11 protein-coding genes are annotated in these 11,676 nt (G+C 38.1%); 7 read left to right on the forward strand and 4 right to left on the reverse strand.

Annotation, left to right across the window (positions count from 1 at the left end):
- The first annotated feature begins 31 nt into the window (after positions 1 to 31).
- From dacC to ACLCEG_RS08025, 7 genes are all read left to right on the forward strand, one after another.
- On the forward strand, positions 32 to 1,180 hold the full coding sequence (dacC, locus tag ACLCEG_RS07995) for a D-alanyl-D-alanine carboxypeptidase PBP5/6 (RefSeq protein ID WP_004700150.1): 1,149 nt from the start codon (positions 32 to 34) through the stop codon (positions 1,178 to 1,180).
- Between the two features lie 89 nt (positions 1,181 to 1,269).
- Entirely contained in the window at positions 1,270 to 1,815 is a 546-nt protein-coding gene (locus tag ACLCEG_RS08000) for a gamma carbonic anhydrase family protein (RefSeq protein WP_002052760.1), read from the forward strand.
- 120 nt (positions 1,816 to 1,935) lie between these two features.
- Entirely contained in the window at positions 1,936 to 2,424 is a 489-nt protein-coding gene (locus tag ACLCEG_RS08005; RefSeq protein ID WP_319914918.1) for an NUDIX hydrolase, read from the forward strand.
- A gap of 4 nt (positions 2,425 to 2,428) precedes the next feature.
- On the forward strand, positions 2,429 to 3,562 hold the full coding sequence (gene mnmA / locus ACLCEG_RS08010) for a tRNA 2-thiouridine(34) synthase MnmA (protein WP_410567007.1): 1,134 nt from the start codon (positions 2,429 to 2,431) through the stop codon (positions 3,560 to 3,562).
- Positions 3,563 to 3,575: 13 nt separating this feature from the next.
- Positions 3,576 to 4,310 (forward strand): high frequency lysogenization protein HflD, encoded by a 735-nt coding sequence (hflD, locus tag ACLCEG_RS08015; protein ID WP_410567009.1) that lies wholly within the window; start codon positions 3,576 to 3,578, stop codon positions 4,308 to 4,310.
- A 54-nt stretch (positions 4,311 to 4,364) separates the two neighbouring features.
- Positions 4,365 to 5,753 carry an adenylosuccinate lyase gene (purB, locus tag ACLCEG_RS08020; protein ID WP_019457723.1) on the forward strand — a complete coding sequence of 463 codons (1,389 nt, stop codon included), beginning with the start codon at positions 4,365 to 4,367 and terminating at the stop codon, positions 5,751 to 5,753.
- 80 nt (positions 5,754 to 5,833) lie between these two features.
- Positions 5,834 to 6,469, forward strand: coding sequence for a DUF2238 domain-containing protein (locus ACLCEG_RS08025; protein WP_068933585.1), 636 nt, complete (start codon positions 5,834 to 5,836; stop codon positions 6,467 to 6,469).
- Between the two features lie 52 nt (positions 6,470 to 6,521).
- Here ACLCEG_RS08025 and blp2 read toward each other — a convergent pair whose 3' ends face one another.
- From blp2 to pstB, 4 genes are all read right to left on the reverse strand, one after another.
- The gene (blp2, locus tag ACLCEG_RS08030; protein ID WP_410567011.1) at positions 6,522 to 8,705 is read right to left on the reverse strand and encodes an Ig-like repeat protein Blp2; all 2,184 of its coding nucleotides are present in this window, start codon (positions 8,703 to 8,705) and stop codon (positions 6,522 to 6,524) included.
- Positions 8,706 to 8,899: 194 nt separating this feature from the next.
- Entirely contained in the window at positions 8,900 to 9,517 is a 618-nt protein-coding gene (locus ACLCEG_RS08035; protein ID WP_410567013.1) for a cytochrome b/b6 domain-containing protein, read from the reverse strand.
- A 133-nt stretch (positions 9,518 to 9,650) separates the two neighbouring features.
- On the reverse strand, positions 9,651 to 10,613 hold the full coding sequence (sohB, locus tag ACLCEG_RS08040) for a protease SohB (protein WP_410567015.1): 963 nt from the start codon (positions 10,611 to 10,613) through the stop codon (positions 9,651 to 9,653).
- Positions 10,614 to 10,760: 147 nt separating this feature from the next.
- Positions 10,761 to 11,663: a phosphate ABC transporter ATP-binding protein PstB gene (pstB, locus tag ACLCEG_RS08045; protein ID WP_004700130.1), complete on the reverse strand. Its 903-nt coding sequence runs from the start codon at positions 11,661 to 11,663 to the stop codon at positions 10,761 to 10,763.
- Between the last annotated feature and the right edge of the window lie 13 nt (positions 11,664 to 11,676).

Genomic DNA, 11,676 nt, shown 5'->3' on the forward strand with positions numbered 1-11,676 from the left:
TGCTTCATACAAGATATTGGAATTACCTAGAATGACTCGAAAAAGCGCTATTGCTGCACTCCTCCTCTTACCAAGTTTTTCTTATGCAGCAACTGTCTTATCAGCTCCGCCAGAATTAAATAATAAGTCTTATGTATTAATGGATTACGAGACAGGACAAATTCTTGCTTCTAAAAATGAAAATGAAAAGCTTGCTCCTGCTTCTATGACTAAAATGATGACAAGCTACATCATTGAACAAAAACTATTAAAAGGTGAACTTACCGAGAATGAAAAGGTTCGTATGAACGAATCTGCTTGGTGTAAAGGCAGTAGTTCCGAATCATGTATGTATGTTCCATTAAATGGTACAGCAACTGTTTTAGAGATGCTTCGAGGTATTATCATCCAGTCTGGTAATGACGCATCAAAAGCAATGGCTGAGCATATTGCTGGAAATGAAGGTACTTTTGCTCACCTGATGAATCAGGAAGCAAAACGTATTGGCATGACCAATACACAATTTATGAACTCTACGGGTTTACCTGCAGAAGGCCATTATTCAACTGCAAAAGATATGGCAGTTTTAGCTCAACATATTATTAAAGATAGCTCAAGATACTATCCAATTTACTCTGAGAAAGAGTTTACATTTAACGGTATCAAACAAGGTAACCGTAATGCTTTACTTTACACAGACCCAAGTGTTGATGGCCTAAAAACAGGTCATACCGATGAAGCTGGTTACTGCTTAACAACTTCAAGTAAGCGCGGTCCAATGCGTTTAATCTCAGTTATCTTTGGTACCAATAGCGTTAATGAACGTGCAAACCAAACACGTGCATTGTTGTCTTGGGGTTTTGCAAACTTTGAAACTGCAAATGTTCAACCTGCAAATCAAGTTCTTGCGAAAGCTAAAGTATGGTTTGGTAAAGAAAATGAAGTTCAAATTGGTTTAGCAGAGAACTTTAACGTTACTATGCCTAAAGGCAAAGCAGGCGGTATAAAAACTCAATTAGTTGTTCAACCAAATTTAAATGCGCCTCTTCAAAAAGGCCAAGTGGTTGGTAAACTTGTTGCAAGTTTAGATGGTAAGGTCATTGCTGAAAAACCTTTAGTTGCATTAAAACCTGTTGAAGAAGCAGGCTTCTTTGCACGTATGATCGACCATATTAAACAATTCTTTAGCAACTTATTCTAATTTTAGAGTAGTTGGATTAAGCACTCATGCTATTAGCTTGAGTGCTTTTTTATTTTATAATTTGATTAAATTTTATTTTGATACTTCTTATGACAAAAAACATCCGTCCCTATTTAGATCATCATCCCCAAATTGATCCAAGCTGTTACATTGATGAAATGTCAGTGGTTGTCGGTGATGTTAAATTGGCCGAAAATGTTTCGGTATGGCCTTTTGCAGTCATTCGCGGAGATGTAAATAGTATTCAAATTGGTAAAAATAGTAATGTACAAGACCATTGTATGTTACATGTCAGCCATAAAAATGATGCTAAGCCTAATGGTTCGCCTCTTATTATTGGTGAAGATGTGACGGTGGGTCACCATGTGACTTTACATGGCTGTACTATTGGTAACCGCGTACTAGTCGGGATCAATACCGTCATTTTAGATGATGTTGTTATTGAAGATGATGTGATGATTGGTGCAGGAAGTTTAGTGCCACCTCGTAAAGTCTTAAAAAGTGGTTATCTTTATGTTGGAAGCCCTGTACAACAAGTACGCCCATTAACCGAAAAAGAATTGGCATTTTTACCTTATTCAGCAAAACATTATGTAAAAGTGCAAAACAACCATAAAGATAACCAAACCAATTAGTACATACTCAATTTTTTCAAACGATAGAGCTTTTATAGTTCTCTATCGTTTGTAAGATCACCGTAGCCAAAAACCCCTAAATTTCGTATCATACGACTTTTAAATTCATGGTGCTTTTTTATGGCCGCATGGACTCCTCATGTCACTGTCGCTACAGTCGTAGAAAAAGATGGACGCTATCTTTTTGTCGAAGAACATAGCGAAGGTTTTGCACACACTGTGTTTAATCAACCTGCTGGTCATGTGGAATGTGGTGAAACGCTAATAGAAGCTGCTATTCGTGAAACACTTGAAGAAACGGGTCATCATGTTGAGATAGATGCCTTACTTGGTATTTATACATATACTCCGCCTATGTTTCCGGACCGTACTTACTATCGCTTCTGCTTTTTAGCACATGTCACTCACGTCGAAAGCGAACCTAAACTCGATACAGGTATTGTTTCTGCTGTCTGGATGACTCTAGATGAGCTTCAAGAATCTGCCCGCGCTCGTAGTCCTCTGGTCATTAAAGCGATTGAAGATGCCATAAAAGGACACCATTATCCTTTAGCTCTTATTTATGAGCACCCTTTCTCTCCCTCATTAACTTCTCATTTGGATGCCTAGTCCTATGCAACAACGTGTCATCGTCGGTATGTCTGGTGGCGTAGATTCATCTGTTTCTGCGGCACTCTTACTTCAACAGGGTTATCAAGTTGAAGGTCTCTTCATGAAAAACTGGGAGGAAGATGACGGCACGGAATACTGTACAGCAATGGAAGATTTAGCCGATGCTCAAGCAGTAGCAGATAAAATCGGTATTAAACTTCACACTGCAAACTTTGCGATGGAATATTGGGATCGTGTATTCGAACACTTCTTGGCTGAATATGCAGCTGGTCGTACCCCAAACCCAGACATCTTATGTAATAAAGAAATTAAGTTCCGCGCATTTTTAGACCATGCCATGACTTTAGGTGCTGACTTTATTGCAACAGGTCACTATGCTCGTCGTGCTGAAACTGCTTATAACTCTAAAGGTGAAGCATATGCACCTTTATTACGTGGGTTAGATAACAACAAAGACCAAACTTATTTCTTGCATGCAGTTCATGGCCGTGAAATTAATAAAACCCTATTCCCCGTTGGTGAAATTGAAAAGCCAGAAGTGCGTAGAATTGCCGAAGAACTGGACTTAGCAACGGCGAAGAAAAAAGATTCAACTGGTATATGCTTTATCGGCGAACGCCGCTTTAATGACTTCCTTAAACAATATTTACCCGCTCAACCAGGTAAAATCGTGCTGGATAACGGTAAAGAAGTTGGTGAACATCACGGTCTGATGTACTATACGCTCGGTCAGCGTGGCGGTATTGGTCTTGGTGGACTAAAAGGTGCAGCAGAAGGTGCATGGTTTGTACTTCATAAAGACCTTGCCAACAACCGTTTAGTTGTAGGTCAAGGACATGAACACCCACTTATGCAAAGTACACAGCTTTGGAGTGAGTCAATTGACTGGGTAGCTGGAGAACAACATATTCCGGCTGAAGGATTACGTTGTACTGCCAAAACACGCTATCGCCAACCTGATCAGGCTTGCACAGTGTTTATTGATGAAAATAGTGAACACGGTATTCATGTTGAGTTTGATGAACCTCAACGCGCAGTCACACCTGGCCAAAGTGTTGTATTTTATTCGGATGAAGTTTGCTTAGGCGGGGGTGTGATTCACCATACAAATGCCCCTACACCAGATTTTATTTAAGGGAATGGATGGCATGGTGGAGTTACCCTTTCAACAATCACAAGCCTTGAATGTTCGCGAAAACCGTGCCCTTGCTTTGGCTGGGGTATTCCAAGCGACCCAGCTTACGCATATGACTGCCATGACTGGGCAACAAAGTATTGGTGAAAGCGGTAACTTCTATTTTGAGTTATTAATAAAGGCGAGTTTAAATATTCGTCCTACAATAAATAATAATAATGTTCAGACTTTAGATTTTTTTAATCAACTGGCTGATATTTCATTAGGTCTTAAGACACTCGAAAATTGTATTACTCAGCCTTTTACCAATGCGCCTAAATCTCGTTTGCCTAAAATGCGTAGTGCAAAACTTCCTATGTCTTACGCGATGTCACTTTTGCAATTAGAAAAAAAGGTCTATAGCAATCCTGAATATGTAGCGATTATTGAAAAAGCACAGCAGAAAATTTTAAAACAGCTTTCTTTTTTCGATAATAACTATTTACACCCAAGTATTTTAGCCAATTTGGCGCAAACCTATGTAGATACTGCTGGGCAAATTAATCCACGTATTCTTGTTCGTGGTAATGCTGAGGCATTTAAAGATACCAACCATACTAACCGTATTCGTGCTTGTCTGTTTACAGGGCTTCAAATGGCTCATTTATGGCGACAACTCGGCGGTAGTTCATGGAACATGATTTTTAGCAAACGTAAATTGCTACAGGATATTCAAGCACTTGCTCGTTTACAGTACCAAGTTATCTAACGCTGTAACGAGATTATTTTTGTTTTATGTTTATTCCAGCATTAAGGAATCGTTATGAACGCTTTAACCGCACTATCACCATTAGATGGACGTTATGCCAGCAAATGTGATGCGCTACGCCCTTTTCTTTCTGAGTTTGGTTTAATTCATGCTCGTGTCACTGTAGAAGTGCGTTGGTTACAAGCGCTTTCTAACCGTCCAGAAATTATTGAAGTTGCTCCTTTCTCAGCTGAAACAAATGCAGCTTTAGATGCAATCGTAAGCAACTTCTCTGAAGAAGATGCGAATCGCATTAAAGAAATTGAGCGTACAACTAACCATGACGTAAAAGCAGTTGAATATTTCTTGAAAGAGAAAATTGCTGGTATTTCTGAATTACAAAATGCTGGTGAATTTATTCACTTCGCTTGTACATCAGAAGACATCAACAACTTGTCTCATGCGCTTATGCTTAAAAATGGTCGTGAAGTTTTAGTATCAAGCATGAAGCAAATTTTAAATGCAATTTCTGCTTTAGCAACAACTCATGCTGAACAACCTATGTTGTCTCGTACACATGGTCAAACTGCTAGCCCAACAACTTTGGGTAAAGAAATGGCAAACGTTGCATATCGTTTAGCTCGTCAAATCAAACAGTTTGAAAATGTTGAGTTATTAGGCAAAATCAATGGTGCGGTAGGTAACTACAATGCTCACCTTTCTGCTTATCCAGATGTTGACTGGGCTGCTCACGCACAAGCTTTTGTTGAATCTTTGGGTTTAACATTTAACCCATACACAACTCAAATCGAGCCACACGACTACATGGCTGAGTTATTTGATGCATTACGTCGTTACAATACAATTTTGATCGACTTTAACCGTGACGTATGGGGTTATATCTCTTTAGGTTACTTCAAGCAAAAACTTAAAGAAGGCGAAGTTGGTTCTTCAACTATGCCACACAAAGTTAACCCAATTGACTTTGAAAACTCTGAAGGTAACTTAGGCATTGCAAATGCAGTGTTGGCTCACTTAGGCGAAAAATTACCAATTTCTCGCTGGCAGCGTGACTTAACTGACTCAACTGTACTTCGCAACATGGGTGTTGGTTTCGCTCAAAGCTTAATTGCTTTTGATGCTTGCTTAAAAGGTGTTGGCAAACTTGAGCTTAATGCAAATCGTTTAAATGAAGATCTTGACCAAGCTCAAGAAGTTCTTGCAGAGCCAATTCAAACAGTTATGCGTCGTTATAACATTGAAAAACCATACGAGAAGTTAAAAGCTTTAACTCGTGGTCAAGCAATGACTCGCGACATGATGGTTGATTTCGTAAATGGTAACGAACTTGCTCAAGTACCAAGCGAAGAGCGCGCTCGTTTAGCTGAGCTTACTCCTGCAACTTATACAGGTAACGCAGCTGAACAAGCAAAACAAATTAATGACTTAATTAGTAAAATCTAATTAAAAAATTAATCAAAAGCGAAGCCTAGGCTTCGCTTTTTTATTACACTTATACCCATCAAAATAAAGTTTTCCATAAAATGATCGAAAAAAAATTTCAACTTAAACACTATATTGCAATCAGCCTGCTTTTGATTGCCATTATTGTTTCAGGTATCAATCCTCTGGAGTTTGAAGCTTACTTACTTCATCAATCCGGCACAGTTTTAATGCTGATTTTACTTTTTATTATTTTCAAAAAAATTGGTCTCGATTTTTTAAGTTTTTGTTTTTATTTACTGTTTCTTTTAATCCACGTAATTGGTGCTCATTATCTATATTCATACGTGCCATATAATGACTGGATTCAGCACATCTTTCATTTTAATTTAGATGAATACATGGGTTGGTCTCGCAATATGTATGATCGACTTGTGCACTTTTCATATGGCGCTTTGCTCTACCCTCTTATTTATCGTGTTTTTCAAGTTTGGTTGCCGACTGCACGTCCGTTTTCCCTATTTTTACTTGTAGTTCAATTCGTGATGGCATCTAGTGTTTTTTATGAACTGATCGAATGGCTCATTGCTATTGGCTTATCACCTGAACAAGCTGAAAATTATAATGGGCAACAAGGCGACATGTGGGATGCTCATAAAGACATGTTACTCGCCACAATTGGATCAATTGTTTATGGAGTTATTACTCTTATAACAACACCGAAAATCAAAAATTAGCCATAAATATAAAAGCGCTCATTGAGCGCTTTTATATTTTACATAGAGTCTTTTAAACAACCGGATAAGTCTGTTCTAAAATATTTTGCAAAGGTGAAGAAGTCGTACTTGGTAAAAGATGATCAAGATTTGTTGTCTGGTCAACTGAAGTAGTTACATCAGTTTGTTCAGGTGCTTGTGTAGGCTTTAATGCTGTCGATGCTAAAAGTTTTGCCACTGGATCTGAGTCACTTGTAGAAGAACTTTTCAATAAATCATCTATAGGAACAGTTTTCTGCTGGGTATTGGTCTCAGGTGTTGTATTTTGTGCGACTTTTAAAGTACTCAGTCCAACACTATCTGCCAAAGCTGGTTCATGTGTACCCAATGTATCTACTGAAGCATCAGCCAGGCTTGCAGTTTTCGGTGCGACCACATAAAAGGTAAATGGAGAGCTTGCCTCACTGGTCAGCCCTGCTGCATCCGTTTGAGTTAAAGTAATTACATGCTTACCAAGCGTTAGATCTTTATCAAATGTAAATGTCCAAGATCTGCCAGTTGTGACAGTTACCATACCAATCGCAATGCCATTATCATAAATCGTGAGGGTTGCATTTGCTTCACCAGAACCTGTGAGTTTTGGTCTAGCATCATCCGTTTCTGAACCTGCTGCGATAGCACCCTTTACGTCACCAACATTATCCTCCACAGTGTTTAATATCGGCTTTATCGGAGGGATAGTGTCTTTTGTACCAATAATATCCAGACTATCAGATCTGTTTCCTGCAGCATCAATAGCCGAAACAGCTGCATGATTGTTATCAGTTAAAGCTGGAGAAATAGCAATCGTAAATTTACCGTCAGCATCGGCTGTTCCTGTACCAATGACTTTACCGGTTACGTCTTTAATTTCAATTTTAGCGTTGGCTTCAGCCGTACCCGTTACAGAAGTTCCATCTGCATTAATTTGAGCCGTAGGTTTATCTGGTGCAATCGAGTCAAAGCCTGGTTTAATTTCTACAGGTTTAGATACATTACCAGCGGCGTCTTCGGCAACTACCGTTCCTTTTTGTGAATCTTTTAAAGCGGGTGAAAGTGTAATATGAAAGTCACCTTGAGTATCTGCTGTGCCACTTCCAATGACTTTACCATCTGCATCTTTAATTTGAACTTTGGCATTTGCTTCGGTTTTACCATGTATTACCGACCCTTCTTTGTTAACTTCAACAAAAGGAGGAGCTGGTGGTATGGTATCTTTACCCGCAATAATTTTAACTTCCTCAGATTTATTCCCAGCAGCATCTTCGGCAATCACTTTACCGCCCGCTTCACTGGTTAAAGGTGGGGTAAGTTTTAAAGCATAAATACCATCTTTATTTGCAAAAACTGTTCCTAATACTTTGCCAGTGGCATCATAAACGGTAATTTTTGCATTGGCTTCTGCCTTACCTGTAACCAATGTACCATCATCACTTAATTGAGCTTGTGGGACATCAGGAGGAATTGTATCTTTTGTTCCTGTTAAGACAGTAGCTTTAGAATTATTTCCAGCTGCATCTTGGGCAATAACATTCAATTTATCACCATTCACGAGTGGCTTGTCTAATTTAATCGTGTAATTTCCGTTTGCATCTGTAACGCCTGAAGCAACTGTATTGCCTGCGGCATCCTTAATGTAGATTTTCGCATTTGCCTCAGTTTTACCTGTCACCGTCACGGTATCATCAGCAAGCGTAGCTGTAGGAGCAGCAGGTGCAATTAAATCAGGAACAGTTGGTGAATCATTTTTATCATCTTTATTAAAAGCCCAAAGGTACAAACCCTCGGCAGCTAAAACTGCTAAACCAGCTTTAAGTACGTTACCCATCGAAAAACTTGGATCACTATCAACAGACATTGTTGCAGCTGACGAACTCGTAGTGGCATAGCCTAAATCTGTGACATGATTTAAGCCTCTATAATCGATGAGCTTACCTTGAGTATCAAACCGTGCTTCGACAAACTTTCCACTTTCTGTTGGCAAAACAAGTGAATGCTCTGTTGTATTTGTTGCTTCATTAAAGAAATTTTCTAAGACAATTGTCTCGCCATTCTTTAAGTGGATGACTAGGCGTCCACCCTGTTTTTCCATCGATGCAATATCTTTTTGACTGATACCAATTTGAATGATCGTAGGTTGATTCAAAATTACTTTATTGAGCTGACCATCTTGCAGAACGTCCAAACCCTTTTTGGATGCCACAATTATTCTTGTCATTATTTCCTATCCTGAATTTCAGTTATATTTTTAAATGTTTAACTTTTTAAATGAGTCATCTAAAAGCTATTTTATTGTTGCCTAAAATATCAAAATCACTTACCCATCACAATTCAATAAGTATATTTATCAATAATATTTTTTTTCTTTCCATTCAAAATATAACTAAACAGGACAGACATAAAACGTATATATTACATTCCTAAGTAAAAGTAGCTAAATGCACCTATAAGGACTAAAACAAATAAAGCCATATAATTCGTTATTTTCTTATCAGCAAGTGTCATCTTAAGCATAGTCCAACCCTGAAAGCGTTTCGCAAGTATGCTATTTAAAACAAGTGCTGAAAGATGCACGATAACTAAGGCTAAAAATAAGTTTGCGAAAAATGAATGTAAGTCTCTCAAAGAATAGGTAAAGTGCTCTGTTCCGTATCCAAGTGCTACAACAACAGGAATGAGTATGAAAATAAATACAATCGAAGCTTGAAATAGTCCAATGCTGAACAGTTGAATTGAATTTTTCGAAAAAATACTTGCTGAATTTGCATGACTAAATGATTTTTTAATTGCATTGAATGCCATACTGCTGCGCTTTTTTATGCCAAATGGTGCGCTATTTGAAACACGCGGACTTAAAAAATGCCAAATAACTCGTATGGTAATACTGATGAGAAGTATATAACCAAACATCATATGCACTTGATGTAGGTCTTCATTATCGCCTGTAAAGTAAGCTCCAGTAAAAGCAATCATAATAATGATGTGTAAAATTCTTATGAGAATATCAATATGCGACAAAGTCTTTGACATCACAAAACTCAAAACTTAGGAATTAACTCCTACTTTGGCAATTGAAACTTAAACAAATATTAAGCAAATTCTTTTAACCATCGATATAAAAAGAGCATCAATTAAGGTGCTCTTTCTTTTATAAATATCTTAATTAAAATTTTGTATCACGCATTTGAACTAGCGTTGAATTCGCTTTTGCCAAAGTGTCTGCAACTTTATTCATTACCGCCGGAATCAAACTATCCGCCATTTGAGCAGCTTGTAAACCCAACTTTTCACCCAAAGTTGCCTTTTTACGTGTGTTAATCACATAGACATCATGCTGAGGTAATAAAGCCAATAAATACTCATCAGATGTTTCTAATTTATCTACAAGGTTTAAATCAAGCGCATCTTGTCCATACCAATGCTCGCCAGTAGCAACTTTATCTACATTCAGCTGTGGACGATATTTCTCTACAAAGTGCTTAAATAAGACATGCGTTTGTTGTAGCTCTTCTTCAAACTTCGCTTTACCTTCAGGCGTATTTTCACCAAACATGGTCACAGTACGCTTATATTGCCCTGCTGTGTAAAGTTCAAAGTCAACGTTATGCTGTTTTAAAAGACGATTGAAATTTGGAACCTGAGCAACCACACCAATCGAACCAACAACAGCAAATGGCGCAGAAATAATTTCATTCGCAATACAAGCCATCATATAACCGCCACTTGCAGCGACCTTGTCGACACAAATTGTTAAATGAAAACCTGCATCACGCAAACGAACCAACTGAGCTGCTGCTAGTCCATAACCATGAACCATACCACCCGGACTTTCAAGACGTACCACTACGCGGTCACGTCCGGCTTTAGCCGTTGCTAAAATAAGTGTGATTTCTTCACGAAGATTTTCAACCGCAGATGCCTGAATATCACCCTTAAAATCCAAAACAAAAATTTTCTGATTGTTCTTACGGCGGATTTTAGCTTCTTTCGCAACTTGTTGAGCTAATTGTAAAAGCTCTAAACGACTTGCTGTAGTTTGTGCAATTTTTTTTCTCTGTTCATTTACACGTGCATTTAAATGACTAACACGTATTTCCGCAGGGAGTTTAGGCAAATGGAATAACATAAAATTCTATGCTCATAAGTTTGTCTTTATAGCCTTAAGATGTGGTTCTTTTGATTAAAATTCAATAGCGATTTTGCAAAATAGATTCATTTTCATTTATTAAATAAAAAAAAGAGCACAAGGCTCTTTTTCTTTTACAGCTAGAAATTAACCGAAACGGCCAGTAATGTACGCTTCTGTCAATTGATGGTCAGGTTGCGTAAATACTTTTTCTGTAGAGTTTACTTCGATCAAATCACCTAAATGGAAGTAAGCTGTACGGTCTGAAACACGTGCTGCTTGTTGCATTGAATGCGTTACAATCACAATCGTATATTGATCAGAAAGTTCTGAAATAAGCTCTTCCACTTTTGCTGTTGCAATTGGGTCAAGTGCAGAACATGGTTCATCCATCAAAATGACTTCAGGACTTACCGCAATCGTACGTGCAATACATAAACGTTGTTGCTGACCACCAGATAAGCCTGTACCCGGTTGATTCAAACGGTCTTTCACTTCTTCCCATAAGCCCGCTTTACGCAAGCTATTTTCAACAATTTCTTCTAGGTCATATTTGTCACGTGCTAAACCATGTAGCTTGGGTCCATATGCAACGTTATCAAAAATAGATTTAGGAAACGGGTTTGGCTTTTGGAATACCATGCCCACCTGAGCACGTAGCAATACAACATCCAGATTTGGATCATAGATATTTTTATTATCTAAAGTGATCTTACCTGTTACACGACAGCCATCAATTGTGTCATTCATACGGTTTAGAGTACGTAGGAAAGTTGATTTACCACAACCTGATGGTCCAATGAATGCAATCACTTCATTTTGGTAGATATCTAAATCAATGCCTTTGATCGCTTCAAAGTCGCCATAATAAACATGGGCATCTTGTGCACTAATTTTGATTTCTGTTGAGTTCTGCTTTTTTGAAGTTTGTGGTTCAAAATGCGAAACATATGAAGTGCCATGATTCAGCGGCTTATCTGTAAATTGAGATTGTTCAGTATTCACTAACTTATCCTTTTCTAAGGAATTCGTAATATCAATAGTATTCATTATTTATCCTCTA

It is taken from the genome of Acinetobacter sp. H1(2024) (assembly GCF_046557555.1).
Lineage (GTDB): Bacteria > Pseudomonadota > Gammaproteobacteria > Pseudomonadales > Moraxellaceae > Acinetobacter > Acinetobacter seifertii.

Excerpts from the sequence above, each read along its gene's own strand:
- dacC (WP_004700150.1), top strand. The coding sequence starts at position 32 with ATGACTCGAAAAAGCGCTATTGCTGCACTCCTCCTCTTACCAAGTTTT.
- ACLCEG_RS08000 (WP_002052760.1), top strand. The coding sequence starts at position 1,270 with ATGACAAAAAACATCCGTCCCTATTTAGATCATCATCCCCAAATTGAT.
- ACLCEG_RS08005 (WP_319914918.1), top strand. The coding sequence starts at position 1,936 with ATGGCCGCATGGACTCCTCATGTCACTGTCGCTACAGTCGTAGAAAAA.
- mnmA (WP_410567007.1), top strand. The coding sequence starts at position 2,429 with ATGCAACAACGTGTCATCGTCGGTATGTCTGGTGGCGTAGATTCATCT.
- hflD (WP_410567009.1), top strand. The coding sequence starts at position 3,576 with ATGGTGGAGTTACCCTTTCAACAATCACAAGCCTTGAATGTTCGCGAA.
- purB (WP_019457723.1), top strand. The coding sequence starts at position 4,365 with ATGAACGCTTTAACCGCACTATCACCATTAGATGGACGTTATGCCAGC.
- ACLCEG_RS08025 (WP_068933585.1), top strand. The coding sequence starts at position 5,834 with ATGATCGAAAAAAAATTTCAACTTAAACACTATATTGCAATCAGCCTG.
- blp2 (WP_410567011.1), bottom strand. The coding sequence starts at position 8,705 with ATGACAAGAATAATTGTGGCATCCAAAAAGGGTTTGGACGTTCTGCAA.
- ACLCEG_RS08035 (WP_410567013.1), bottom strand. The coding sequence starts at position 9,517 with ATGTCAAAGACTTTGTCGCATATTGATATTCTCATAAGAATTTTACAC.
- sohB (WP_410567015.1), bottom strand. The coding sequence starts at position 10,613 with ATGTTATTCCATTTGCCTAAACTCCCTGCGGAAATACGTGTTAGTCAT.
- pstB (WP_004700130.1), bottom strand. The coding sequence starts at position 11,663 with ATGAATACTATTGATATTACGAATTCCTTAGAAAAGGATAAGTTAGTG.